Below are 24,308 nucleotides of genomic sequence, written 5' to 3' on the forward strand. Positions count from 1 at the left end.
AGCAGTTCACTGCTCTATGAACTACTCTTCATTCCATTTCTACAATTTTTCCTCGTACAGTGTAATTCTATTTGAAAACGGATCAATTACAGTTAATTCAATTGTACCCCAAGGTGTTTTTTCTATATTCGGCTTCGAATAAGCATATTCTTTACTTAATAATACAGAATGATAATCCTTTACATCATCTATTTTGATCCGAATCGCACCACCTGGTGAGGCATCACCATGATGTTCTGATAAATGTATCACAGCATCCTGTAACGAAATTTGCAAATATAATGGCATATTTTCCTCATACCGATGTTCCCAATCCAGTTTAAATCCTAAAAAACCTAAGTAAAATAGTTTTGCTTTTTCAATATCAAAAATTCTAAATATAGGTGTTATCATTTATACTCTCCTCCTATTTATAAACATCTGCTGCCAATTCTCTCAAAACATCCACGTTTACTACTTCATAGCATCCATCGTTCTTCTTTATTATCTCTTTATCACAAAAAATATTTAATGTTCGCAACAAATGCCGATAGCTCGTTCCTAACAATTCCGCTATTTCCGTTAAATTCCCACTAAATACAATTCTATTTTCATGCTGAACTGCTCGTTCCCCTGCTGCTAACATGTAACTCGCAAGTCTATTTTCAAGCGGATACAATAAATTAATTGTACTATTTTTTGAAAGTCGATTTAACTTATGTGCTAACGATCCACAAATACATCTTAAAAATTTCGCATCATGAAATAGCTGATTTCTCACTTTTCCTAATGGTAAACCAACACAATATGAATCTGCCATCACTTGTACATTTGAAGTAATCCTTTGGGAATGAATTAACTCCACATCTCCAAGTAACTGCAAACTATCATAAAAACACAGTAATACGGATTTCCCGTTACTTAATGTGTTAAACGCTTTCGCTTTTCCTTCAACAAAGAAATATAAATAATCTATCTCTTCATTTTCTCTACAAATAAACTCATTCTTTTTAAAAAATATAAGTTCCATATATGGCTTCATATCATGACTAAAAAATGAATCAATATTATTTTTCTTCATATACTCTGCTAATTTAATAGAATTACATACTTTCTTCATAGTTCCCCACCTTTACAACTCATCCCCATTGTAATCAAAATTTTCTTCTTCCACTATGACATATGTCATAACAATACACAATTTCAGCATGATACAGTCATTACAAATATGAAATACAAAGGGGATATTACATTGTATAACTTTCTTTCTGTCTTTATTGGTGTGCTCATCGCCGTTATGCTTCCATTGAATGGGATTTTATCTGAGTTAATTGGCAAGTACACAGCAAGCGTGGTCATTCACCTTGTCGGTTTAATTGCAGTTATCTTAATTTTAATCATAAACAAAAATAAAATTCGTTTCGATAAAAGTATTCCACTTTTTTTATATAGCGCTGGAGCGATTGGAGTATTCACTGTTCTTTTTAACAATATAAGTTTCTCCGTCCTTGGTGCTTCTATTACGATCGCATTAAGTTTACTCGGTCAATCTATTGCTTCCATCGTTATTGATCATTTCGGCTTATTAGGAATGAAAGTTGCAAAGTTTGAAAAGAAAAAACTAATTGGATTATGTTTCATCTCTTCTGGAATTATAATCATGACAATTTATTAATGGGGGCAAGAAAATGTTATATATTACGATCGCTATTTTAGCTGGTGTTTCTATCGTTGTTGCTAGAATTATTAACGCGAATTTAGCAAAGGAAATTGGAAACTGGGAAGGCACGTTTTTCAATTATATTACTGGATTATTTTTCTCTATGTTATTTTTAATTTTCAGTTCAGATTCATTGTATATCCCTATTCATAAGTTGCAATCTATTCCTATCGCCGTATACTTAGGCGGATTAGTAGGAGTTATCGTTATTTCATTATCCAACTATATTACTCCTAAAATATCAGCCTTCTATTTAACATTACTCATCTTTATCGGACAATTATTTGCGGGGACTATTATTGATTTCTTCCTGACAAATGAACTCTCAATTGGTAAAGTTATCGGTGGCATTTTCGTATTAATTGGGCTCACTTACAATTTACTCATAGATCGCCCGATAAAAACTGTGAAGCATAACCAAGTTCAACTATAATACTTTACGCTTACCTATCATATATTAATAGAAAAGCTCTTCACACGAAGTAATAGAGAGGAGAAAATCCTATTAAAAAAATTATTTTATTGCTAGGTAGCGTATTAATTATTTCTGGAATTGCATGGTTTATAAACTCAGGAAAATCTATTCAAGATCTCTATACTGCAAATAAACCGAAAAAGAAAGCTACTATTATTTCAAGCTCGCGAGATCCAAATGAGCCCCCTGTTTTTTTAGGAAAACAGGAAATAAAAGATATACATGTAGAATCAATTAAAACAAAACAGGATATCTTTCTCACAAAAACAGATGAATTAAAAACGTTTATTAACAGTATGAATACCGCAAAAAAAGGTAAATTAACATTAGATGAAGAAGGATCAGACTTAATAGATTGTGATATGTGGATTACTTTCGAGGATGGAACTTATAAAAAATATTTCATATGGGTAGTTGATCATCACAGCAGCGAAGTGATGATTGCTCAGCAAGATACTCCTGATGATGTAAACCTTACGTACTATCAGTTAAACGAAGATAGTTCAAAAAAAGTTTATAATTTATTTAAAAAAATTATTTAAACGAAAAAGTCATGAGCACGCGAACTCATGACTTTTTGCACTATATATACTCAGGGAACACTCTACAACCCTTTTCCTGCTCTATATCATGACCAAAGAAAACAATCGGTTTCTCTTTTGTCACAACTTCTTTTAAACGTTTGATTGAAGATAAAGCTAATTCTGGATCAAATCCTGCGAACGGCACTTCATCTTCAAAATTCTCTTTGGTGTACGATGCATCAATTGTTAATAAAACTGAACCGGATTGCTCCGTCTCAATGAATAACGACTGATGGCCTGGAGAATGACCTGGCGTATACAATAATTGAACACCTGGTACCACTTCATAATCCCCTTCAATAATTTTGTAGTTCAAATGCGGTAATATACATTCTTTCATATATTCTTCTCTATGAAGTGCTGCCTCATATTCCGTTCGCTGCACAATAATCGGTGTATTTGTAAAAGCACCGTTTCCTCCTGCATGATCAAAATGTAAGTGAGAACTAATAATATATAGAAGGTCTTCTGGATCATACCCTACACGCTTTAAAATATTGACAATTCTATCTTCTTCAGTCATTTTCGGTAAAATCTGTCCCTCAACAAATGTACCGTTAAAAAGCCCTTCATTATTAACTGCACTTTCTGGCATACCAGTGTCTACTAAAATAGGACCTTCTTCCGTCTCCAAAAGATAACACCAAACCGGCAAGTTTAATAGTTTCCCCGGTGTTAACGTACTGTTAACAGACGCATGGTCCAACATGCAACGACCTGCTGGGATGAAATAAAGTTTCTTTACTGTCATTATGTATCCACCTTTACATTTAGTTTTGGATAAAGTAATACATTAAAAAATTCTTCTTTTTAGAAATAAACTCCTTCTAGACTATCAGTACAGCTTGCATAAAAAAGAGGGTATTTTTTTACATAGCAGTATTCCACCAACTATAATATAGAAATAAAGGATTCTTACTTTAATGGAGGGATTACAAATGAAAGCAATTGGTTTACATGAATACTTACCTATTGAAGAAGAAAACAGTTTAATGGATCTGGAAATTGAAAAACCTGTTGCCACAGGAAGAGATATACTCGTAAAAATTAACGCTATTTCCGTTAATCCAGTTGATACAAAAGTTCGATCTCCAAAAGAGAAAAAAGAAGATGTAGCGAAAATACTTGGCTGGGATGCTAGTGGTGTTGTTGTACAAACCGGCGAAGGTTGTACATTATTTAAAGAAGGCGACGAAGTATTTTACGCTGGAAGCATTACGAGACAAGGTACATATAGTGAATATCATTTAGTTGATGAAAGAATTGTCGGTAAGAAACCAAAAACGTTAAATGATGCTGAATCTGCCGCAATTCCTTTAACAGCGATTACAGCATGGGAAGGTTTATTCGAGCGTTTAGGCATTGATCATACTAAAAAAGATACGAATTCATTTAAAAACATTTTAATTATCGGCGGAGCTGGTGGTGTCGGTTCAATCGCAATTCAACTTGCAAAATGGGCTGGACTAAATGTAATCGCAACTGCTTCCCGCGGCGAAACGATAGACTGGGTTAAAAAGCTTGGAGCTGACCATACAATTGACCATCATACCCCTTTAAAAGAGCAATTACAAAGCCTTGGATTCAGCGATGTAGATTATATTTTCTGCTTAAACAATACAGATCAACATTGGCAAGCAATATGTGACCTCATTAAACCACAAGGCAAAATTTGCTCTATCGTAGAAAATGAACACCCTCTTGAAATGAGTATTTTAAAAAGTAAAAGTGCTACACTCGTTTGGGAGTTTATGTTTACAAAATCGATGTATGAAACTGGCGATATGATTACGCAGCACGAACTATTAAATAAAGTAAGCGAACTACTAGATGAAGGCATTTTAAAGACTACCTTAAATGAAACATTAACACCGATTAACGCTGAAAACTTAAAGAAAGCACATGCACTACTTGAAAGCGGGCACACCATTGGGAAAATCGTATTAGAGAAATTTTAATCATGATAGTGACAGATAGTATGTGAAATTATATTAACGATTTTTCGAATATATCTATCATAACGTACAATATATCAACGATTTTTCAAATATATCTATCACAAATCAAATTATATCGATTTATCGACAAATAGCAACAATATGAAAAGGCTGTTCCAGATGAACAGCCTTTTCTTTATTTACTTGAAATCTCTTTATTATTTTGAACGTCTAACGGAGCTCGCTTTCCTATTCCAAAAGCATAGAAACTAATTGTAACGATAGCTAAGAAAATAATACCTACAACTAATGAAATGCGCGTATCATCGTTAAACCACATTCCGATTAATACCATAATTAAAAAGGCAATTGTTAAATAGTTTGTAACAGGAGCAAACGGCATTTTGAACGGATGATCTTTCATCTCTGCTCCCTTTTCTTTTCTAAAATTAATTTGACTAATTAAAATAACAAACCATGGTACCATACCAGGAAGTACACTCGCACTATATACATATACGAATAAGTTTTTCGGTGCGATGTAACTTAAAACAACACCAACCGCTAAACCGATAATTACGCCAACTGTTCCGAATAAAGGTACACCATTTCCAGAAAGTTTCGTGAAATATTTCGGCGCTTGTCCATTTACACCTAACGTATACAGCATACGACCAGCACTATAAATACCACTATTACAACCAGACATTGCTGCTGTGATAACAACAAAGTTAATTAATCCCGCAGCAGCCGTAATACCAACCTTCGCAAAAGTTGCTACGAACGGGCTACCAATTGTACTTAATTGATCCCACGGATACACAGTTACAATAACGAAAATAGCACCGATGTAGAAAATTAAAATACGCCAAATTGTACTTTGAATCGCTCTTGTAAGTGTCTTCTTCGGATCCTTCGCTTCACCAGCAGTAATACCGATTAATTCCACACCTTGATACGCTCCAACTACAAGTGATAATGCAAAGAAGAATCCTGAAAAACCACCTGTAAAGAAACCGCCATTTGACCAAAGATTAGATATGCCAATCGCTTCTCCGCCGTTACCAATTCCGAAGAAAATAAGGCCAAATCCTGCAATAATCATTAATAGAATCGTAACGATTTTAATCATCGCAAACCAAAATTCAAATTCACCAAATGACTTAACAGAAATTAAGTTAGCTGCACCAAGAATAACCATTGCAATTATACCTGGTATCCAAGCTGGTAAATCCGGGAACCAATATTGCATATACGCTCCAACCGCGATAATTTCTGACATCCCAACGATAACCCACTGGAACCAGTTACTCCACGCTGTCATATAACCAGCTAGTGGATGAATATACTTATGACCGAATGTCGCAAATGAGCCTGTACTTGGCTCCATATACAACATTTCTCCCATGGCACGCATGATGAAGAAGATGAAAATACCTGCAATTGCATAAGCAAGCATTACTGACGGACCTGTCCATTTAATTGTGCTGGCTGACCCCATAAACAAACCAACACCAATCGTTCCGCCTAAAGCAATCATTTGAATATGACGTGCTTCTAAACCTCTTTTCAATTCTTTGTTTGCCACTTCACTTCCCCCTCTTAGATGATTCATAACCGCATTTTAACACAAGATGCTTTCCCCTAATTCCTTTCGGCCCTGAAAATGATGAAGCAAACGTCATTTTACACTAGCTTTAAAGCTATCCTAAAATCGTTTTGTGCTCCTAATAAAATTCTCAAAACCTTTCATCTTCCAATATTCTATAAATCTTAAAATTACTTACCTTATATTAATTCATTAATCTGAAAAATTCAATTATTTTTTCAATAAATTATTATACATAAGTCTGGTTAATTTTTAACTAAATTAACAATAAAATACATCTATTCAATATGATTCCGACATGTATATTATTACAATATAAATAACAGAGGAGAGCATTTCTTCCTCGGTTTCATATGTCAAATACTTCAACCTTTATAGTTGATAACGTAATTTCCCACACATTCGATTTATATACCAATGAGAAATTTAATATATTAATAAACTACTAACTTCTTTACCCCAGCCAAAATATAAAAGAGCCTCATTTAAAAATGAGACTCTTTTACGATTTCATATTTAAACCGATTTCAAAGTTTGCTTACCAAAGATAAACACCCTAGTAAACACTGCCATTATAACTACAATAACTAGAAAATAAAGTGGCATCACTAGTAACGAGCCCGTATGCAGTTGACTCATTCCCCAAATTGTCATCGTTACAATTACATAGTACCCTAAGCTAAACAATGCACCTGCTGTACCAATAACATCTTGAAAATCTACTAATGCTAAACTTAAACAGTTAGGCAACGCTACTCCAATTCCTAATAGCAATATAAACATCGCTACTAAAAATCCAATCATATATATTATGTTTGGATTTGATCCAACAAACGTAATAACAGATAAAAGGATAGCTCCTCCTGTCATTACGAGACAACCGATATATATAATTTTCTCTGGTTTATAAGTAGCAAGTAAACGTTTCGAAACTTTCGCTCCAACAATAGAAGCAGACGCTACAACAATTCCTAGAAATCCATACATACTAGGCGATAATTGAAAGTATTCAATAAAGATAAACGGCGCTTCTGCATAATAGCTAAATAAAACACCATTTGCTCCTCCAATTAATAGCCCATATGTTACTACTTTCGGATTTGTAATTAGCCTCTTCAAGACTGAAAACACATTTATTTTATTCGTTACTGAGCCCGTTTTTGTTTCAGGAAGAGAAACAAACGTATACAGAAAAATACCGATACTCATAACTACTAAACTTAAAAATACTATTTTAAATCCAAACATTTGATCAAGAAAGCCACCAATTAACGGTCCTATCGCTGGTGTAAAAGCAATGACTGCCGAGATTTGAGCAAACATAACATGCCTCTTATGCCCTTCTACACTTTCACGAAGAATCGTTTGCGTCACAACTGATCCTGCACTTGCTCCAAACGCTTGAATAAAACGACTTACCAATAAAACTTCAATGGAATTTGCAATATAGCATAAGAAACTCCCAGCGCCATATATTACAATTCCAAATAACATTGCTGGGCGACGGCCAATTATATCTGATAGCCATCCAATAAAAAATACACCTAAAGCAAATCCAGCAAAATACACACTAAGCGTTAACTGCACCTCATTATTACTTACATGTAACGCCTTTGAAATATCAGGTAAAGACGGTGTGTAAATCGTTTCACTAATTTGCGGAAATGCGACAAGAACAATCATTAACAAAAGTGATGGTACTGAGACTTTTTTCATTTTTCATACCCTCCTATAACTTTGAAAATCCCAGAAATAAAAAGACTTTCCTTAGCTACGGAACAGGAGGGGCCATTATAGAAATCCGGTCATAAAACAACAAAGAAAACACCTCAATTACGTATGTTAATACTTATAGGAGGGTAATATTAACATCGATTTTTAAATATACTTTTTCAATTATATTACATATTACTTTTATTTTTCTAGTATTAACGTTCAAATGTTCTTTTTATATTAGTGAACAACTAATACACGCCATAGAAGATAACTACTTGATATAACCACCTTATTATGGAATAATTAGAAATAGTTTGAATCTATAAACCTAATTATAAAATGATATACTCATATATTCCTAATGTCATAAAGCTGAACAAGTAGGAGGACTTTCGTAATGATTGAAATTTTAAGGACAGTAGTAAACTTTCTAATTTCTCTATTCTCAGGAGAATTACCATTTGTATATTATGTATGGATTATTACCCTATTCCTAATTCAAATAACCCAATCTACTCTAAACTATAAACTCTTTAACAAGAAAGACAATTTCAGCACTTATATATTGGAAGGATTACTTGCTTTTATTATTTTATTGTTTGGAGGAATATTAGTATCTAAGTTACTTGCTTACATAATAGACGATCCTACTATTAATAGGACGAATTTAACACATTATTTTGTTTCTCTTATCATATTAACTATATTTGTCGTAATAACCTGTGTTAAAGACTTTATAGAGACATCTATAAAGAATAAAAATATATCTCTTTTGAGCTTTTTAGTAATTTCCTTCATAACAAGTATACTTTCATTCAAGTTTTTATCACCTTTAATTGAAGGTTCTTTTTCTCTTTCTAAATCTTTTATCACCACTTTAATCATTCTTGTAACTATATCAATCCCTCTATTAATTTCCTTAGAGGATAAGTATGCAGACGAAAAGGAAACGGAAAATTTATAGTTTCTCATTTACATAAAAGAAAGAGGGAGCTCCCCTCTTTCTTTTATATCGTTCTATTTCTCAAGACTAAATCATTCCTTTTAATATCAATCCTAAAACTGACATTATTATCGCGCTAATAATAATTCGCAAAATCCAAGTAGTGTTTGTACTTATTTTTTCTAATTGCTTATTGATTGTTGCTATGTCTTTCTCATTAATAGTGGTACGCGTTTCTAAATTACGAATGTCTCTCATAATTTCTTTTTGCTCCGCCTTGAGACTGTCAATTTTAGCGTAAACATCTTCCATATATTCACACCCTCTGTTCATCTTAATAGAAAAATCTATATATATTATGAGACAACCCTCTTACCTGTGAATACATTGCGTATATCCGCGTACCAAATTATTTGTACAATCTAATTGAATTACTCACATGTTTCCATTCTTCTATTTATAAATTAGCGTTAAGATAGATTAAAATTTAAAAAGGAATCCCTTGTTTATTTAACAACAAACAAGGTGCAATCCACCATTCGGGAGCACCTACGATAATTTCTATTGTTTTCATATTTACAACTCAATATAATCAGTATGATTTTCTGAAGAATCCACTTTTTGAACTGCTTAAAGTATACTAATATGAATACGAAATAGCTGTATTGATAAACTCTCTAGAACAATAAATATACTGGCTGAAACGGATCTATATCCAATATTTTTTCCAGTAACATGAATGGTTATTTCTGATAAATGCGTTTGTATATCATTGTTTTCAAAAATTTCATCCTCAACCTTTACAATATCTGCTTCACAATCTACTTCTTTAAAAGTTTTCAATAATTTTGTTTCCAATATACTACAATCAAAATTCTCATCTTTTATTACGGCAAATTTAACTTTCATATCGATTTCCCCATTTTTAACAAACTAAAATCACTAAATCAATATAAATATATATTATTCTATTAAATAATTCAAAATATATGTTTCTTATAAATCACTACTAAATATCAATTCTAAGGATTTAGATAAAAAAGAAAACAAATAAAGTGAAATTCTAATCAGTAGGTGGTTTGTCCATTCCCCGCTGATTATTTAGTTAAACCAATCGGACATTTAAGAGATTAAAAAATTACTCTTTCAATCACCAAGCTAATTAATAGATAATCCCCCTGTGCTCAGTGATTCAAAAAAATTTTTATTTTTAATTCATAGCTTCTGAGAACTTTTTGCTTTAATATTGATAAGTCGCTTCTTACATTCTGTAATATTGGAAATAACTATATAGTAAAACAAATTAACTATTAGGAGTGCTATTTATGTTTGATATACTTCGTCTCTTAATTATATTTCTCATTGCTATCTTTTTATTTTTCTCCATACTAATGGAGTTTAAAAAACCTCAAAAAAGTGTATTTTGGTTTTCAATTGAAGTCTTATCTCTTCTAGGGATTATAATGCTTTTTAAAGATTTTTTATCAAAAATATAACTTATTCCACGAATAATGACGTGTTTCAATACAATATCTTTATCTTTTGAACGATCTTATTTCTTAACACGGACTCTACCTCAAGTTGTCTTTTCTTTATAAAAAAATAGCCTACCTATTTCCGTAGGCAGACTATATCTTTATTCCTCAATACAAAAGTATACTTTCTTTTTCACTCAAACTTTATGTAATGATACAGATTCCAAATAAATTATTGTCTTTTCTGTATTTTTATCATTGATTTTTTGTTCATAAATTCGTAACACATATAGATGAGTTATCATGCTAAAATTAGCTTATTCAAAAGAAGTTATTCTTAATGAATCGATAATTTTTAATACCCTGTTTAAAGCCTCGCCCCCCTGCGAGGCTTTTTCCTATTTAACTAGAGTAATGGTTATCAACTGTTACTATGCTGCTACGGATCCTACTTTTAGCTATTCAGTATCAGCACACGTAAAATTCTTTCCTCCATCATTTGATTTACAAACTGTATTTATCGATTTTTCGGTTATTTTTTCACTTTCATTAGAAACTTGATCTAAATTCATTCGATATAATTGTTCCGGATTTTCTTTTGAATTTCCTTCAATATGAATTGTATGATTGAACATCTCAGCCGTGAAGCTGCTAGATGTATTTATCATTTTTACTCCATTATTTTCACCTACATAGCGTTCAACTACTCTTTCGGCTTCTTTAAGTTGTTGAGATGTAGGATACGGTATAGATTCCGCTAAAATAACTACACCTACTAAATATGTAATATACAAACCACCTGCAATCAAGATAACTTTCTTTACTGTTTTATTAATCATGCTCTAACTCCCTTTTCTTATTTCGCTATTAATATATATAATTTCTCTAATTTACATCAATTTCTTTTTAATACATAACATTCGTTTTACATTTTATAAAAAGCACCTCTCTTACTAATTTTCAATTTGATAATATCATTTTATTTATTGTTTTTCAATAAATAATTATTATTAAGCGTTTTATTTTTACTGTTTTTTATTTTTGATTCAATTTAAAAACAAGTGACTTATTTAAGTCCACTACATCATCAGCAAGTTTGAAAATTTGTTAATTAATAAAATAAAAAGAGCAACTATATGTAGTCTCTCTCGTTCTATCTATGTAGATTAGTAGTTTAACTTCAGCACTCACTCTATTCAAGAATACTTTACTGAATATTCAATCTGATGATAAAATTGACCTAATTAATATTTTCTTCCATCACTGTATAAAAAATTACAATAAAAAAATAGCACTCTCACAATTAAGTAAACGCAAACTGTTTCTTCTATCTACTTACTATTTAAGGTTAATAATGATATAACCTGATTTAAAAATTCGACTTAAATTCATTGATGAATGGAGAGGTTTATATGAAATTAAAAGACAAAGTAGCAATCATAACTGGTGGTGCAAGTGGAATTGGCGAATCTACTGTTCGTCTTTTTATCAAAGAAGGTGCAAAAGTAGTTATTGCTGATTTTTCTGAACGTGGAAAAGTCCTATCAGATGAATTGAACGCAAATGGATATGATACGTTATTTATTAAAACTGATGTAACAAAAGAGGCAGATATTAAACAGCTCATTCATGAGACAGTAAGTACATACGGTAAATTAGATATTATGTATGCAAATGCCGGCGTTGCTGATGATGCACCGGCAAACGAATTATCCTATGAAAAGTGGAAAAGAACTATTGATATTAATTTGTCTGGGGTATTCCTTTCTGATAAATATTCGATTGAACAATTTCTTAAACAAGGTACAGGTGGTGTCATCGTTAACGCTGGTTCGATTCATAGTTTTGTTTCATTACCTACCCCAACAGCATACTCCTCTGCAAAAGGTGGTGTGAAACTATTAACTCAAAATTTATGTACTGCCTACGCTAAATATGGAATACGTATTAACGCGGTGTGCCCTGGTTATATTGACACCCCTTTACTAGGTAGTGTTAATCCTCAACAGAAAGAATATTTAGCTTCACTTCATCCACAAGGCAGACTTGGAACACCAGAAGAAGTCGCTAAAGCTGTCTTATTTTTAGCAAGTGATGATGCTAGTTTTGTTAACGGCACAACACTTCTTGTTGATGGAGGCTATACTGCACGTTAATTTAAAAATTTTGAAGCACCCTAAAAAATATATAGTCTTCAACAAGAAAAAGCGCCATCACAAGTGACGGCGCTTTTTCTATGTAAGAGCAACTAGAAGATATCCTTCTAGCCTACTCCCATTTATAAGTCCAAAACTGTTCAAGTTGCAGCCATTTTAATGTTGCTGCATCTTTGTTTTTTATTTTTGCATGCGTATCTTCCAGCATTGCTTCTGTTTGTGAACGGTGCGCACCTAATGCAGTTAATTTATGATCAAATACTTCACTAATGTTATTTACAACATCCGGTTCTCCTAATACTGCTTCACGATTTTTCGTAATCGCAACAGCATGGATAACTGGGCGCTCTTCTTTTGGCATACGTGATACAGCGCGAACGACAGCGCGGCCAAATGCATTATGATCTGGATGTACACCGTGCTCTGGATAAAATGTAATAATTCGAGATGGATTTACTTCTTGAATGATTGCTTCAATTTTGTCAGCAACGAAATCAACATCTTCAAATTCTAACGTTTTATCATGGAAGCCAAGCATTCTTAAATCTTTAATGCCCATCGCTTCACAAGCATCTTTCAATTCTTTCTCACGGATATTTGGGATCGTTTCACGGTTAGCGAATACGTTCTTACCCATGTTACGTCCCATTTGTCCTAGAGTACCACATGCATATGTTACAGGTACTCCTTGATCTGTTAATAAGCGAATTGTTCCTCCCGCAGCATATGCTTCATCATCTGGATGCGGAAATACAACAAGTACATGTCTCTCCATAAGTTTCCCTCCTTCTTACTTAAATGGTGTTAAGCTTAACTCAAGTGCAACTGCTAGACGACCTAAATTATCATGTCCAGCTAGTAATAAACGCTCTTGACCATCTACTTCCCAGTGCGTAATACCTTCAGCATATACCCAACCATGATCCATTTTTAGACCAACTCGGTATGGATTTGTTCCAGTTATCTTCCCGCGTTCAAAACGGATAATTGCATTTCGAATGAAAGCACCAACTGTCATCATCTTTTCATTTATATGTGATGCATACGCTCCGTTTGTCGTTTCTAAATGAATATATACATCTTTATTTACAAAACGTTCAATTTCATTTTGAATAAGAGAACTATCTTTTACTATTTCCATCGGAATTCACCTCTTTAAACCATTTTACGCAAAAATAATGTAAATTGCTATCTCTATATTAGAGGACAACGCTCACTTTTCCTAATAATTTGCACTGTGTTTTTTATATTTTTTATATGATATGTAAAAAATACATTTTTTCCTTCACTTTGTTAAATAGTTTTCTTTCTTTTTTGAATTTGCTACAATATATTTTATCCCGCATTATTGCAGCGAGATACATTTCGACAATTGAATACATAATTTAAAGAAGGTGACATGATTGGAACAATCAGCACATGAAGTAGCAAATTGGCAATATTATTTTGCAATTGCCGTATTTTTAATCACGTACGGATTTATTATTTCTGAGAAATTGAATCGTGCTGTAATCGCACTATTCGGTGCTGCTATTATGATTATTTTTGGAGTTGTAGATTTACATACTGCTTTCACATCACATATTCAATGGGAAACGATTACCCTTTTAATTGGGATGATGATTCTCGTACATATTACGAGTCAATCAGGCGTCTTTGAATTTGTGGCCATTAAAGCGGCAAAAGCAGCTGGCGGAAAACCGATTCGCATTTTATTATTACTATCCCTATTAACTGCTGTCGGATCAGCATTTTTGGACAATGTAACGACTGTTTTATTAATCGTTCCTGTTACATTATCCATTACACGTATTTTAAAAGTAAATCCTGTGCCTTATTTGATTTCAGAAGTGCTGTTTTCAAATATAGGCGGAACAGCAACATTAATCGGTGATCCACCTAATATTATGATTGGATCAGCAAACAAGCATTTAGACTTTAACGCCTTTTTACTTAACTTAGCTCCAATCGTAATTATTATTTCTATCGTAACACTTGGCATTATTTACTTCATGTATCGTAACAAACTAAAAACAACACCTGAACAAATCGAAAAACTAATGGCATTAAACGAAAAAGATTACATTAAAGATCAAAGCCTCCTTTTAAAATCTATTTCGATTTTAGGACTAACTATTTTAGGCTTCGTACTTCATTCGATTATTCATGTAGACGCTGCTGTTATCGCGATGACAGGCGCTACACTTCTTATGTTAATCGGCGTGAAAGAACATGATATTGAAGATGTATTTGCCCACGTTGAATGGGTAACCATTTTCTTCTTCGCCGGACTATTTGTTCTCGTTGGCGGGTTAATTGATATCGGACTTATCTCTTCACTTGCAAAAGAAGTAATCGGCGTAACAAACGGTGACATCGGATTCGCAGCTATACTTATTTTATGGGTATCTGGCATCGCATCTGCGACAATCGACAACATCCCATTTGTCGCTACGATGATTCCTCTTATTCAAGACTTAGCTACAGGACTCGGACTATCTGTCGATTCTCCGCAAATCGAAGTACTATGGTGGGCGTTATCTCTTGGAGCTTGCTTAGGAGGAAATGGAACGCTAATCGGAGCATCTGCAAACGTAGTCGTTGCTGGTATTGCAAAACGTGAAGGACATGCTTTCTCTTATATGGACTTCTTAAAAATTGGTTTACCATTAACTATTGTTGCACTCTTGTTATCACATGCTTATATATATTTACGTTATTTAATGTAAAAGTTGTATTGCATGAAATTATATCGTCAAATCCAAAAGGTTTGCAGCATCGTGCTGCAAACCTTTTTTCATCACCAAAATATACCGATAATTGCTAACCCACCTAAAATCATACCACCAATTTGTCCGACAATTGTTGGTGATAATTGAACACCTTTTCTCACTTCAACAACTGGTCTTTCGTGCCTTAGTTGCTGCACTTCGCTTTGCAGTTGATGTACACTTCCGTGTAACTCTTTAATTAGTTCCTTTAATTCAGCGACCTCTTCATTTACTGGTTTTGCTTTTTCTAAATTCATTTTACATAACTCCTTATAAATTCAATCAGTTCACTGTAAATTTTCGCCAATTATCATTATATCTCCTGCATAATACATATATAATATTGAATGTATTCGCTAATCTTGCAACCCTATCCATTCATCCCGCAATATCCCCATAATGATACGATCAAAACACTTCCCATCTCTTTGAACCGCTTCTCTCATACACCCTTCCATCTGAAAACCTATCTTTTTATACAACGCAATGGCTGCTTTATTATAAGAAATAACATCCAGACCGACGCGGTGTAAATTCAATTCATAGAAAGCATATTTTAAGATAAGATGGATTGCTTCTCTTCCATATCCCTTTCCTCTATCATTTGCATCTCCTATACCAATGGCTAATAAACCCATTCTGTTATTCCACTCTATGCCATGAATTGCAACAAAACCAATTAAGCGATCATCTTGAACTGTCCTTAACATGAAAGAAACACTATTCGATCTCCGTCCCTTTAATAGCCCATCACTTGCTATTTCTTGTATCGATTGCGGGAATGCTACATCTGTATCTACATTCCTTAAATACTCACTATCTTCTTGCCACATAGCCATTACTTCAGCATCTGCTTCTCTAATAGCTGATAATTTAATCGTTTTATTTTGAAAAAGATTCATTGTCATTTCAAACTCCCCCTTTTTTAATAACAGGGATAATTATTAGCCTATTTATCCCCTTATTCTATAAACTGCTTTATACACGGGATACTTACAATAAGCGCTGACATTGGCACATCTCCTCTACACAAAATTAACTTCATTGTATAATTTTTCGTTTATTCTAACAATAATAAAAAGCCCTCCAAATTTAGAGGGCCTTTCCTAATAGCGAAACTATATTATTTCGTAAACATTTTCTCCGCTTCATCCATTGCCATTTTGTTACCTAAAGCAGAATAGTCAAGCCATGGTTGGTCATTAATAATGTATACGTGCTTACCTTTAACAGCTTTTAAGTCTTTCCAAATTGGTGTTTCTTGAAGTTGTTTAAATGCAGCTTTCGCTTTATCATCTCTGTTAACGACAACGAAAATAGCATCTGCATCAAAGTCAGGTAATACTTCTTGTGAAATGACTTCGAAAGGACGGTTTCCATCAATTTTCTCTACACCATTTGCAGGTTGTAATCCTAAGTCTTGGAATAAAATTGGTCCCATCGGTCTTTTTGTACTAAATACACGTAATTCTTTTGCAGTAACGCGAATTGCCATTACTTTTTCGTTATTACCTAGCTCTTTATCTATTAAACTTTTTACTCGTTTTGATTGCTCTTCGTAATCTTGAATATATTTATCTGCTTCTTTCTCACGGTTTACAAGTTTACCAACTTGTTTTAAATGATCTCTCCACGTACCTTCATCTAAATTGAAAGAATGTGTTTTTGCAATTTTTTCGTATTTCGCTACATCTTTACCAGCATATTTTTCATCAACATAAATGTCCGTTGGCTTTAATTGAAGTAACGCTTCCATATTCGGATCTGTTACAACACCAAGCTTCTTCGTATCTTTCAACTTCTCTTTAGCGTGCGGTAAGAAATCTTTTAAATCTCCACCAATAACAGAACCTACTGGTGTAATTCCTAATGCAAGTAAATTATTTGTTAAATGAATGGACATAGAGGCGATTTTTGGATCATTACTTTTTTCCGTTTTTTTCGTTGCCTCTTCATTAGCTTTCGTTTGACCACATGCTGCTAATACTAAAATACACATCATGCTAAATAAAATAGTAAGTTTCTTTTTCATATGTTCTCCTCTTTGAAGTATTTATTTTGTTTTTGTAAGTAAATAAAGAAAATACGGTGCTCCTAATGCCGCCACTACTACACCAGCTGGAATAGAGTTTGGCTCAAATATAGAACGACCTATCGTATCTGCTAGCACTAAAATAATCATTCCGATAATGCCAGCTAAAGGAAGAAAGTGTTGATATGTAGTACCTACTAACTTCCTTGCGATATGCGGAGCAACTAAACCGATAAAACCAATCCCTCCTGCCATCGATACACTTGCGCAAGATAATCCAACCGCTGTAGCTAAAAGTAATAACCGTTCTTTTTGAACAGAAACACCAAGTCCTGCCGCTACACTATCACCTAGTGACAATGCATTTAACGTTTTAGATTTTAGCCACGCATAAGGGGTTAGTATGAAAATCCAAGGTAATAATGCAAGGACATGAATCCAATCCCTTCCCCACACGTTACCAACTAGCCATCTAGAAGCGAATGTATACGTCTCATCATTTAACTTGAGAGAGAAAAATAACGAAATTGCACTAAAACCAGCTGAAACTGCAATACCAACGAGAATAAGTCTAATGGGAAGTAAACCATTTGACCGATCACTCGCAAGTAAAATAATAAGAAATGCAGCTAATACTCCTCCGCCAAATGTAAATAACGGTATTAAAATAGATGCACTTTCATTAATAGAATGAAAGAATGTAACGAATATAATTAGCCCGAAAGATGCACCTGAATGCAGTCCAAGAATACCAGGGTCTGCAAGTGCATTACGGGATAATCCTTGCAAAATCGCACCGGAAATCCCAAGGCCAATACCGGCTAACATTGTGATTATAATTCTTGGCATACGATAATCATATAGCACGGTTGCGCTCTCAAAATCACCATAACCAAAAAGTGTTTGAATTACTTTAAGTGGCTCTATACTCAGTGTCCCTGTATTTAGACTGATTAAAATTACAGCGATACTTACACATCCGAATATTGTAGTTACAGTAATAGCTCTCTTTTTATCCGTGTTAAAAAGATCTTTCACTTATAACTCCCTCCCAACTTTACGTGCTATATAGAGGAAGAACGGAACTCCAACAAGAGCTACCATAATCCCTATCGCAAGTTCCTTAGGAGGATTTACTGTTCTAGCTCCTAGGTCAGCTACAACTAATAACATAGCTCCTAATAATGCTGACATAGGAATAATGAGTCTATAATTCACACCAACTAATTTTCTAGCAATGTGCGGGATAACTAGTCCTACAAATCCAATAGAACCAACAGCTGAAACAGAAACACCTGCTAGAATAACTACTATAATCATCCCTAGTATTCTCGTTCGGTTCGTTTTCACTCCTAAATTTGTAGCAACATCATCCCCCATTGATATGAGTGAAATAGATCTCCCTAACACTATTGCAAAAATAATCGTTATAAGAATAATAGGGACTAAAAATTTCAAGTGTTCCCACTTAACCCCTGCAACACCACCAGCATACCAAAACGCTAAATCTTGGCTTAAATCATAATAAATCGCAACACCTGAACTTAATGAATGTAAAAGCGCTGCCATAACAGCTCCAGCAATCGTTAACCTCATTGGTGTTAACCCACCTGATGTTGCTGATCCAATAACAAAAATAAGTACTGTACTTAAGACTGCTCCAATAAAGGAAACAATCATTAAATAGGAATACGGCATATGCGGAAAAAAAGCAAAACTAAGTGCTACTACAAACATCGCTCCTGCATTTATGCCAAGTACACCTGCATCAGCTAAAGGATTTCGTGTTACTCCTTGCATAACCGCTCCAGCGACCGCAAAAGCTGCCCCTACAACTGCTGCTCCAATTACTCTCGGGAGCCTTAATTCATAAATAATTTGGTGCTGCGTTAATTTCGGATTGTAATCCAAAACCGCAGTCCACACCGTTTGTAAATGAATATCCTTTGCACCAAATGAAATGGCTAAAAATATAGATCCAATTAAACATAAAATTGTTAAGCTCATGAAACATATGAACTTAATATGTATCCAGCGGTTATTACCAGCATGTACAGTAGACTTATGTAACATGTTTCATTTCATCCTTTATATTCAGTTGTTTTTTGTAATTATTTTTTATTTATAATTATTATTGATAATAATTATCATTTTCATTTAGATATTATATCCCCACTTTTTTTAAATAGCAAACTATTTTTCACTTTTCTACAATATTAAAATACTCATTACAATTCCCTTCTAAAACTTACAAATACATGCAAAATAGACTACTGGATTATTTTTTAAATTGTAGTATACTTATTGATTATTTTGATTTTCCCAATAAAAACTTCGAAGGTGACACAATGTTCTATATAAAACAACTACTACATTTCACTTACGAACAAGCATTATCTTGCTTATTCCCAGTCATTATTTTCTTAACACTAGCCCTTTCAAAAATTGTTTCAATCCCAGGGTTATACCGCTATGATTTCATACTCATCGTATGCCTTCTTATGCAGTGGATTATGTACAAGACGGGTCTTGAAACAAAAGACGAACTAAAAGTAATTACCATCTTCCACCTCATCGGCCTTTTACTAGAAATATATAAAGTACATTTCGGTTCATGGAGTTATCCCGAAGAGGCATATTCGAAGGTTTTTGGAGTTCCGCTTTACAGCGGTTTTATGTATGCGAGTGTCGCGAGTTACATATGTCAAGCGTGGAGAAGGTTGCATTTAAAAATGCATCATTGGCCGAAAGCTATTTTTGCCGTGCCGTTAGGAGCTATGATTTACTTCAATTTTTTCACACACCACTTTACATACGATTTTAGATGGATATTAACTTTACTACTATTCATTGTTTTCTCTCGCACATTTGTACAATTTTCATTACAAGGCGTTACATATAAAATGCCACTCGTTCTCTCCTTTTTCCTTATCGGATTTTTCATTTGGATTGCAGAGAACATCGCAACATTTTTCGGAGCATGGCAATATCCAAATCAACGGGAAGCATGGAGTCTCGTTCACTTAAGCAAAATTAGTTCATGGTTTTTACTCGTTGTTATTAGCATTATGATTGTCACGCAGCTCAAACATTTGAAGGAATCAAAAAGATAATGCTGATTATGTAAAAACAGTTAGCCCATCACTCATTAGAGAGTGATGAGCTAACTGTTTTTAGTAATATTTTTTAAACCGTCCTTATCAAGGGAGTTATAATTTACAAGAGTATAAGCAATTACACATTATGAACTGCTACTAGCAGAAGATGTTGCTACAGATGAAGCGGCAATCGTTGCCATCATGGCTGCCTGTTGTGCTTGTATGAGGACTTCTATCATTGTTTGTAAACCTGTGTTAGTAGCTTTACTTTCCTCACCTTTCTGACTTACGAACAGTTGAATAGCAATAAGAATAGTTGTATCTGTATGCCAACGGAACAATTTATCCCCCTGCAATTTTTCAATAAATGCTCGAATAGAATGAATCTCTTTTTCTCCGTCCTCGAGTAACGCTAGTAGCCCGATAGCTGGGTAATGCATCTGTTTTACTTTTACCTTTTCTTGCTTTAACAAATTCCATATATTTGTACATTTTGCAACTAATAGTTCTTCCCTGACATCCTTCTTTAGTGAAAGAATATGACTCAAAAATTGAAGATCATTCCCTTTACGCAAACCAGCTGTCGCTAGTTTCTGATAAAGACGTTCCACTCGGTCCATAAGTGTTTCTACATGCTCTGATTGTCCTGCTAATAAAACTGCGAGCGGATAATCATTTGTACTTGTAAGAAAGAGGTGATCCTTTTTCATGCGTTTATATACTTGCATCGAACGCTGAATATGTGTGTCATGCTGTTCATTTTCTTCTGTTAAAAGCACAGCTGCTGCGAGATAAGTAAATATACTCCGGCTAAAGCCACCAGTGACCAATTGTTCATATAAATCTAAAAACTTCCGAAAAGCTTCCTTGTAATCTGTAAAGTGAATATCTAATGTTGCGGCCACTACAAAACGATGATAAGACTTTAAGTATGAAAACATCCCTACCTGATTCTTAATATAACTACTAATTTCTAAAAAACGTCCGAGATCAAACAATTTATCACTACCTGCATACATAGCAGCAATCATCATTCCTGTTCGAGAATCACTCGTTTTCCATTTTAGTTCTCCCTTTAACTGTACATATGTATGTTTATATTGCTCCAACTTTTGCTCTAATGTAATCATAGTATTCACCCCTATTTCTAGTTCTTCTCTATTATTATACGTATATTCCATATTTAGGAATACTATAATTAATAATCACACCATAAAAATTATAAAATTCTCTTATCCTTCTTCATCAGCACCACGATGATAATCCCTAATCCTTCAAAAAGTTATACAAAAAAGGTAGATAATAATTTATCTACCTTTTTTGTATATATTATTTAACATTACAACTGTATTGCTTGTTATATGCAATTAAGACTAAAGAGCTTTAATAATACGTTCCATCGCTTTCATTTGCCCAATATGATCAGCTTCATGATAAAGCATCATACCGTAAAGCTCCCCTACTGTTTCCAATCCTAGGAATGGCTCTGGCAGTTTATTTTCAAATGCTTCTGCTGGAATTTCGTTAATACGTTTTGCTTGTTCTTTTAATTGAGCCGTTAACACTTCTAACGATGGTCCTTCTGTTTTCCATTTAGATGGTCGTGATCCATACCCAAACATACCTAGATATTCAGTTGGTAATTGTTTGAATTCTTTTCCAAACATGAATACTTCTGCTGCTGTTAACACGTGACCGATATGCCAACGAATTGTATTGTTAAAACCCTCTGGCTGCGTATCCGCAGTTTTATCATCTAACGTTTCCATAAATTTAAGTAACGCCCCGCGCGTTATTTCAAATTGTTTTAAACCCACTAGTCTATTCATTTTATCGTTCCCCTTCTTGATGTACAATTTATTATGAACTAATAATGTTCAACTTATTAAAATTTCACCTTGTTTAATCTATCAGAAACAAATAAGAAACACATCTAATATGCTTATTAAAAATAATAAAAAGGTTCACTCCTCGTAAATATAGAATTACTTACTATGTAAATAAAAGAGGAGTGTACTTGCATGTTACATATTTTAAAACAGCAATATAATCTTATTAGCTCTACAAGAGAAACTCTATTTTCGTTTTTGGAAGAAATCCCAGTAGAAAAATTACATAGCACTGTTCCGAATTTCGGGAGCGGTAGCATTATAAAGACACATATTCATGTAGCCGATTGCTATCGATACTGGCTTGGGTCATTCGCATTCAAGCAAAAAAGAGCAGATTTTTCATTTGCTAGCGATTACGAAATTGAGCATGCAGATGTCGCGAAAGTCCGTGCTAGATTTAAATTAGTAGATGAGACTGTACAAAGTTTTTTAAATGAATACAATGATCGTTGGCTTGAAAACATAGCAAATGAAGTGAAATGGCAAAAAGAACCTTGGAGCACAACTCCGCTATGGCTTTTAACTCATACGGAGACGCATGAATTTCACCATAAAGGACAAATTGTATCTATGGCTCGTCACCTTGGATACAATCCTCCTGATACAGACCTTAGTTAATTCAATGGTCCATGATTACCGAAAAAATTAGAATGAATACAAATCGAGCATGTTTTGAAATCCAATCAAAACATGCTCTTAAAATATTCTATCTTACAATCTCCATATCCTCATCAATACCAAATAGTCTCCGCATAATTATAAGCATCACTATTTGGTATTGCATGTTTCCCCTGTGCTTGCGCCTTTCTTGGATCTAAGTCATATACCATTGGCGTATAGCATGATGTTTGCCCTTTATTTACAACACCATTTCCTCCAGCACTTCCACAAGTGTATGCCTTTCCATCTGTTTTTCTAACAATCCTTGCATCAGCTTCGTTATTATAAACTGCCAGGCGAGTTACAGTAACTTTTGCCCACGCTGTCTTACACGTCGTGCTAAATTTTAATTCCACATAAGAATTTGAATCAATCCACTTCTTTTCTTTCGTTACTGCAGATTGATCACAGCTGTTATAATAAGGACTTTTCCCATCATATGAATGGTCTTCTGCGTATGCTTTATCGCTATTAGTCGTGCTAAACATACTAGTTACAACGAGTAAAGATAGCAATAAACATGCACTCGTCTTTTTTAAAAGTTTCATATCTTTTCACTCCTTTATTAATAACGTGCTGTTTTCCCGTAACCGTTATTAAACGTAACTGCTTCAGCATCTGCTGTGTATCCGAAATCAGCAGTTAAATCAAATACCATTCCTGTATAAGTACTCGTTTGACCTGTTTTTATTGTGCCGTTCCCCTGATTAGAAGTAACTGATTTTTGGAATACACCATTTTTATATTTATTCACAACAGCGTACGCGTACACTCCTCCCGAAACAGCTGGTGCTGGTTGATCTAAAACAAACTTAGCCCATGCTGCATGACATTTATTACTGTAACGTAAATACACTGTCCCTACTTTTTTACTACCTTCATATACAGCTGTAGATTTTGCATTAAATCCATCTGCATCACACGTCGTACTTCCCCCGTATACTTTCGTTGTTGCTGGATTTTTCCCGTCATAATAACTACTTAAATCAGTAGCTGCAAATGTACTTCCTTGAAAACTAAATAATACACCTATACTTGCCGCACTTAACACGCATACTTTCATTAACTTTTTAAACATTTTAAATTCCTCCTCACAATAAGTACGTATACTAAAGACAAGCTATACTGCTATGTAAGTCCTCCTTTCACGCTTCCTAGAGGCATCTTACAGAAACGAATAAACGTTGTAAATTCCCTTATGATTATTGGAATATACGAAGAATTTTACTTATCCTTGTAAGAAAAAAAGTTGAGAAATACA

Annotated in this window: 28 protein-coding genes; 9 read left to right on the forward strand and 19 right to left on the reverse strand. The window is 33.9% G+C overall.

Features of this window, described 5'->3' with window-relative positions; translation table 11 throughout:
* Positions 1 to 39: 39 nt before the first annotated feature.
* The gene (locus tag AC1Q8M_RS13355; RefSeq protein WP_000632403.1) at positions 40 to 393 is read right to left on the reverse strand and encodes a glyoxalase superfamily protein; all 354 of its coding nucleotides are present in this window, start codon (positions 391 to 393) and stop codon (positions 40 to 42) included.
* A 13-nt stretch (positions 394 to 406) separates the two neighbouring features.
* The gene (gene yeiL / locus AC1Q8M_RS13360; protein WP_000754830.1) at positions 407 to 1,099 is read right to left on the reverse strand and encodes a transcriptional regulator YeiL; all 693 of its coding nucleotides are present in this window, start codon (positions 1,097 to 1,099) and stop codon (positions 407 to 409) included.
* A 108-nt stretch (positions 1,100 to 1,207) separates the two neighbouring features.
* Between yeiL and AC1Q8M_RS13365 the strand changes: the two genes are divergently transcribed.
* The 3 genes from AC1Q8M_RS13365 (at position 1,208) to AC1Q8M_RS13375 (ending at position 2,716) form a co-directional block, all read left to right on the forward strand.
* Positions 1,208 to 1,654 carry a DMT family transporter gene (locus AC1Q8M_RS13365; protein WP_492334151.1) on the forward strand — a complete coding sequence of 149 codons (447 nt, stop codon included), beginning with the start codon at positions 1,208 to 1,210 and terminating at the stop codon, positions 1,652 to 1,654.
* A gap of 13 nt (positions 1,655 to 1,667) precedes the next feature.
* Positions 1,668 to 2,132 (forward strand): DMT family transporter, encoded by a 465-nt coding sequence (locus AC1Q8M_RS13370; protein WP_000965811.1) that lies wholly within the window; start codon positions 1,668 to 1,670, stop codon positions 2,130 to 2,132.
* Between the two features lie 89 nt (positions 2,133 to 2,221).
* Positions 2,222 to 2,716, forward strand: a complete 495-nt coding sequence (locus AC1Q8M_RS13375) for a hypothetical protein (protein ID WP_000901701.1) — start codon at positions 2,222 to 2,224, stop codon at positions 2,714 to 2,716.
* A 40-nt stretch (positions 2,717 to 2,756) separates the two neighbouring features.
* On the opposite strand, the gene aiiA is transcribed toward AC1Q8M_RS13375, so the two are convergent.
* Complete coding sequence (gene aiiA / locus AC1Q8M_RS13380) at positions 2,757 to 3,509, reverse strand: quorum-quenching N-acyl homoserine lactonase AiiA (protein ID WP_000216571.1); 753 nt, start codon at positions 3,507 to 3,509, stop codon at positions 2,757 to 2,759.
* A gap of 187 nt (positions 3,510 to 3,696) precedes the next feature.
* Here aiiA and AC1Q8M_RS13385 point away from each other — a divergent pair, with 187 nt between their 5' ends.
* Positions 3,697 to 4,716: a zinc-binding alcohol dehydrogenase family protein gene (locus tag AC1Q8M_RS13385; RefSeq protein ID WP_072939202.1), complete on the forward strand. Its 1,020-nt coding sequence runs from the start codon at positions 3,697 to 3,699 to the stop codon at positions 4,714 to 4,716.
* Between the two features lie 175 nt (positions 4,717 to 4,891).
* Here the strand turns inward: AC1Q8M_RS13385 and AC1Q8M_RS13390 are convergent, their stop codons facing one another.
* A complete protein-coding gene (locus AC1Q8M_RS13390; RefSeq protein ID WP_001284404.1) occupies positions 4,892 to 6,283 on the reverse strand; it encodes an amino acid permease in 1,392 nt (463 codons plus the stop codon).
* A 537-nt stretch (positions 6,284 to 6,820) separates the two neighbouring features.
* Positions 6,821 to 8,020 (reverse strand): multidrug effflux MFS transporter, encoded by a 1,200-nt coding sequence (locus AC1Q8M_RS13395; protein ID WP_098855404.1) that lies wholly within the window; start codon positions 8,018 to 8,020, stop codon positions 6,821 to 6,823.
* Positions 8,021 to 8,417: 397 nt separating this feature from the next.
* On the opposite strand from AC1Q8M_RS13395, the gene AC1Q8M_RS13400 reads away from it, so the two are divergent.
* On the forward strand, positions 8,418 to 8,984 hold the full coding sequence (locus tag AC1Q8M_RS13400; protein ID WP_098855405.1) for a DUF5823 family protein: 567 nt from the start codon (positions 8,418 to 8,420) through the stop codon (positions 8,982 to 8,984).
* Positions 8,985 to 9,050: 66 nt separating this feature from the next.
* Here AC1Q8M_RS13400 and AC1Q8M_RS13405 read toward each other — a convergent pair whose 3' ends face one another.
* The 3 genes from AC1Q8M_RS13405 to AC1Q8M_RS13415 form a co-directional block, all read right to left on the reverse strand.
* Complete coding sequence (locus tag AC1Q8M_RS13405; RefSeq protein ID WP_000390462.1) at positions 9,051 to 9,275, reverse strand: hemolysin XhlA family protein; 225 nt, start codon at positions 9,273 to 9,275, stop codon at positions 9,051 to 9,053.
* A gap of 318 nt (positions 9,276 to 9,593) precedes the next feature.
* Entirely contained in the window at positions 9,594 to 9,872 is a 279-nt protein-coding gene (locus tag AC1Q8M_RS13410) for a hypothetical protein (protein ID WP_000865000.1), read from the reverse strand.
* 1,024 nt (positions 9,873 to 10,896) lie between these two features.
* Complete coding sequence (locus tag AC1Q8M_RS13415; protein WP_000608950.1) at positions 10,897 to 11,277, reverse strand: hypothetical protein; 381 nt, start codon at positions 11,275 to 11,277, stop codon at positions 10,897 to 10,899.
* Positions 11,278 to 11,850: 573 nt separating this feature from the next.
* On the opposite strand from AC1Q8M_RS13415, the gene AC1Q8M_RS13420 reads away from it, so the two are divergent.
* Positions 11,851 to 12,594: an SDR family NAD(P)-dependent oxidoreductase gene (locus AC1Q8M_RS13420; RefSeq protein WP_097913393.1), complete on the forward strand. Its 744-nt coding sequence runs from the start codon at positions 11,851 to 11,853 to the stop codon at positions 12,592 to 12,594.
* 112 nt (positions 12,595 to 12,706) lie between these two features.
* Here AC1Q8M_RS13420 and bshB2 read toward each other — a convergent pair whose 3' ends face one another.
* Both bshB2 and AC1Q8M_RS13430 read right to left on the reverse strand, forming a co-directional pair.
* Complete coding sequence (bshB2, locus tag AC1Q8M_RS13425) at positions 12,707 to 13,369, reverse strand: bacillithiol biosynthesis deacetylase BshB2 (RefSeq protein WP_000439487.1); 663 nt, start codon at positions 13,367 to 13,369, stop codon at positions 12,707 to 12,709.
* A gap of 15 nt (positions 13,370 to 13,384) precedes the next feature.
* Entirely contained in the window at positions 13,385 to 13,735 is a 351-nt protein-coding gene (locus AC1Q8M_RS13430) for a YojF family protein (RefSeq protein WP_000407046.1), read from the reverse strand.
* A gap of 262 nt (positions 13,736 to 13,997) precedes the next feature.
* Between AC1Q8M_RS13430 and AC1Q8M_RS13435 the strand changes: the two genes are divergently transcribed.
* Complete coding sequence (locus AC1Q8M_RS13435; protein ID WP_000437988.1) at positions 13,998 to 15,323, forward strand: ArsB/NhaD family transporter; 1,326 nt, start codon at positions 13,998 to 14,000, stop codon at positions 15,321 to 15,323.
* A gap of 71 nt (positions 15,324 to 15,394) precedes the next feature.
* Here the strand turns inward: AC1Q8M_RS13435 and AC1Q8M_RS13440 are convergent, their stop codons facing one another.
* From AC1Q8M_RS13440 to AC1Q8M_RS13460, 5 genes are all read right to left on the reverse strand, one after another.
* The gene (locus tag AC1Q8M_RS13440; protein WP_001047304.1) at positions 15,395 to 15,622 is read right to left on the reverse strand and encodes a coiled-coil domain-containing protein; all 228 of its coding nucleotides are present in this window, start codon (positions 15,620 to 15,622) and stop codon (positions 15,395 to 15,397) included.
* 99 nt (positions 15,623 to 15,721) lie between these two features.
* Complete coding sequence (locus tag AC1Q8M_RS13445) at positions 15,722 to 16,273, reverse strand: GNAT family N-acetyltransferase (RefSeq protein WP_098855406.1); 552 nt, start codon at positions 16,271 to 16,273, stop codon at positions 15,722 to 15,724.
* Positions 16,274 to 16,488: 215 nt separating this feature from the next.
* Complete coding sequence (locus AC1Q8M_RS13450) at positions 16,489 to 17,397, reverse strand: iron-hydroxamate ABC transporter substrate-binding protein (protein ID WP_078994395.1); 909 nt, start codon at positions 17,395 to 17,397, stop codon at positions 16,489 to 16,491.
* Positions 17,398 to 17,418: 21 nt separating this feature from the next.
* Positions 17,419 to 18,435 (reverse strand): FecCD family ABC transporter permease, encoded by a 1,017-nt coding sequence (locus AC1Q8M_RS13455; RefSeq protein ID WP_098855407.1) that lies wholly within the window; start codon positions 18,433 to 18,435, stop codon positions 17,419 to 17,421.
* Positions 18,436 to 19,470: a FecCD family ABC transporter permease gene (locus tag AC1Q8M_RS13460; protein WP_000902727.1), complete on the reverse strand. Its 1,035-nt coding sequence runs from the start codon at positions 19,468 to 19,470 to the stop codon at positions 18,436 to 18,438.
* A gap of 275 nt (positions 19,471 to 19,745) precedes the next feature.
* Here AC1Q8M_RS13460 and AC1Q8M_RS13465 point away from each other — a divergent pair, with 275 nt between their 5' ends.
* The gene (locus AC1Q8M_RS13465; RefSeq protein ID WP_000499377.1) at positions 19,746 to 20,510 is read left to right on the forward strand and encodes a DUF817 domain-containing protein; all 765 of its coding nucleotides are present in this window, start codon (positions 19,746 to 19,748) and stop codon (positions 20,508 to 20,510) included.
* A gap of 128 nt (positions 20,511 to 20,638) precedes the next feature.
* Here the strand turns inward: AC1Q8M_RS13465 and AC1Q8M_RS13470 are convergent, their stop codons facing one another.
* Both AC1Q8M_RS13470 and AC1Q8M_RS13475 read right to left on the reverse strand, forming a co-directional pair.
* On the reverse strand, positions 20,639 to 21,676 hold the full coding sequence (locus AC1Q8M_RS13470; protein ID WP_002094106.1) for a DUF4003 domain-containing protein: 1,038 nt from the start codon (positions 21,674 to 21,676) through the stop codon (positions 20,639 to 20,641).
* A 192-nt stretch (positions 21,677 to 21,868) separates the two neighbouring features.
* A complete protein-coding gene (locus tag AC1Q8M_RS13475; protein ID WP_098911141.1) occupies positions 21,869 to 22,324 on the reverse strand; it encodes a DinB family protein in 456 nt (151 codons plus the stop codon).
* 192 nt (positions 22,325 to 22,516) lie between these two features.
* Here AC1Q8M_RS13475 and AC1Q8M_RS13480 point away from each other — a divergent pair, with 192 nt between their 5' ends.
* Complete coding sequence (locus AC1Q8M_RS13480) at positions 22,517 to 23,005, forward strand: DinB family protein (protein ID WP_098855409.1); 489 nt, start codon at positions 22,517 to 22,519, stop codon at positions 23,003 to 23,005.
* A 113-nt stretch (positions 23,006 to 23,118) separates the two neighbouring features.
* Here AC1Q8M_RS13480 and AC1Q8M_RS13485 read toward each other — a convergent pair whose 3' ends face one another.
* Together AC1Q8M_RS13485 and AC1Q8M_RS13490 are read right to left on the reverse strand one after the other, a co-directional pair.
* On the reverse strand, positions 23,119 to 23,595 hold the full coding sequence (locus AC1Q8M_RS13485; protein ID WP_000771162.1) for a DUF2690 domain-containing protein: 477 nt from the start codon (positions 23,593 to 23,595) through the stop codon (positions 23,119 to 23,121).
* Positions 23,596 to 23,612: 17 nt separating this feature from the next.
* Complete coding sequence (locus tag AC1Q8M_RS13490; RefSeq protein WP_000473732.1) at positions 23,613 to 24,125, reverse strand: YjfA family protein; 513 nt, start codon at positions 24,123 to 24,125, stop codon at positions 23,613 to 23,615.
* Positions 24,126 to 24,308: the final 183 nt, after the last annotated feature.

The organism is Bacillus sp. GW823-FHT06A10 (assembly GCF_058795375.1).

Bases quoted from the DNA above. Each gene is read 5' to 3' on its own strand.
- AC1Q8M_RS13355 (WP_000632403.1), bottom strand. From the start codon at position 393: ATGATAACACCTATATTTAGAATTTTTGATATTGAAAAAGCAAAACTA.
- yeiL (WP_000754830.1), bottom strand. From the start codon at position 1,099: ATGAAGAAAGTATGTAATTCTATTAAATTAGCAGAGTATATGAAGAAA.
- AC1Q8M_RS13365 (WP_492334151.1), top strand. From the start codon at position 1,208: ATGAAATACAAAGGGGATATTACATTGTATAACTTTCTTTCTGTCTTT.
- AC1Q8M_RS13370 (WP_000965811.1), top strand. From the start codon at position 1,668: ATGTTATATATTACGATCGCTATTTTAGCTGGTGTTTCTATCGTTGTT.
- aiiA (WP_000216571.1), bottom strand. From the start codon at position 3,509: ATGACAGTAAAGAAACTTTATTTCATCCCAGCAGGTCGTTGCATGTTG.
- AC1Q8M_RS13385 (WP_072939202.1), top strand. From the start codon at position 3,697: ATGAAAGCAATTGGTTTACATGAATACTTACCTATTGAAGAAGAAAAC.
- AC1Q8M_RS13395 (WP_098855404.1), bottom strand. From the start codon at position 8,020: ATGAAAAAAGTCTCAGTACCATCACTTTTGTTAATGATTGTTCTTGTC.
- AC1Q8M_RS13400 (WP_098855405.1), top strand. From the start codon at position 8,418: ATGATTGAAATTTTAAGGACAGTAGTAAACTTTCTAATTTCTCTATTC.
- AC1Q8M_RS13405 (WP_000390462.1), bottom strand. From the start codon at position 9,275: ATGGAAGATGTTTACGCTAAAATTGACAGTCTCAAGGCGGAGCAAAAA.
- AC1Q8M_RS13410 (WP_000865000.1), bottom strand. From the start codon at position 9,872: ATGAAAGTTAAATTTGCCGTAATAAAAGATGAGAATTTTGATTGTAGT.
- AC1Q8M_RS13415 (WP_000608950.1), bottom strand. From the start codon at position 11,277: ATGATTAATAAAACAGTAAAGAAAGTTATCTTGATTGCAGGTGGTTTG.
- AC1Q8M_RS13420 (WP_097913393.1), top strand. From the start codon at position 11,851: ATGAAATTAAAAGACAAAGTAGCAATCATAACTGGTGGTGCAAGTGGA.
- bshB2 (WP_000439487.1), bottom strand. From the start codon at position 13,369: ATGGAGAGACATGTACTTGTTGTATTTCCGCATCCAGATGATGAAGCA.
- AC1Q8M_RS13430 (WP_000407046.1), bottom strand. From the start codon at position 13,735: ATGGAAATAGTAAAAGATAGTTCTCTTATTCAAAATGAAATTGAACGT.
- AC1Q8M_RS13440 (WP_001047304.1), bottom strand. From the start codon at position 15,622: ATGAATTTAGAAAAAGCAAAACCAGTAAATGAAGAGGTCGCTGAATTA.
- AC1Q8M_RS13445 (WP_098855406.1), bottom strand. From the start codon at position 16,273: ATGACAATGAATCTTTTTCAAAATAAAACGATTAAATTATCAGCTATT.
- AC1Q8M_RS13450 (WP_078994395.1), bottom strand. From the start codon at position 17,397: ATGAAAAAGAAACTTACTATTTTATTTAGCATGATGTGTATTTTAGTA.
- AC1Q8M_RS13460 (WP_000902727.1), bottom strand. From the start codon at position 19,470: ATGTTACATAAGTCTACTGTACATGCTGGTAATAACCGCTGGATACAT.
- AC1Q8M_RS13465 (WP_000499377.1), top strand. From the start codon at position 19,746: ATGTTCTATATAAAACAACTACTACATTTCACTTACGAACAAGCATTA.
- AC1Q8M_RS13470 (WP_002094106.1), bottom strand. From the start codon at position 21,676: ATGGAATATACGTATAATAATAGAGAAGAACTAGAAATAGGGGTGAAT.
- AC1Q8M_RS13475 (WP_098911141.1), bottom strand. From the start codon at position 22,324: ATGAATAGACTAGTGGGTTTAAAACAATTTGAAATAACGCGCGGGGCG.
- AC1Q8M_RS13480 (WP_098855409.1), top strand. From the start codon at position 22,517: ATGTTACATATTTTAAAACAGCAATATAATCTTATTAGCTCTACAAGA.
- AC1Q8M_RS13485 (WP_000771162.1), bottom strand. From the start codon at position 23,595: ATGAAACTTTTAAAAAAGACGAGTGCATGTTTATTGCTATCTTTACTC.
- AC1Q8M_RS13490 (WP_000473732.1), bottom strand. From the start codon at position 24,125: ATGTTTAAAAAGTTAATGAAAGTATGCGTGTTAAGTGCGGCAAGTATA.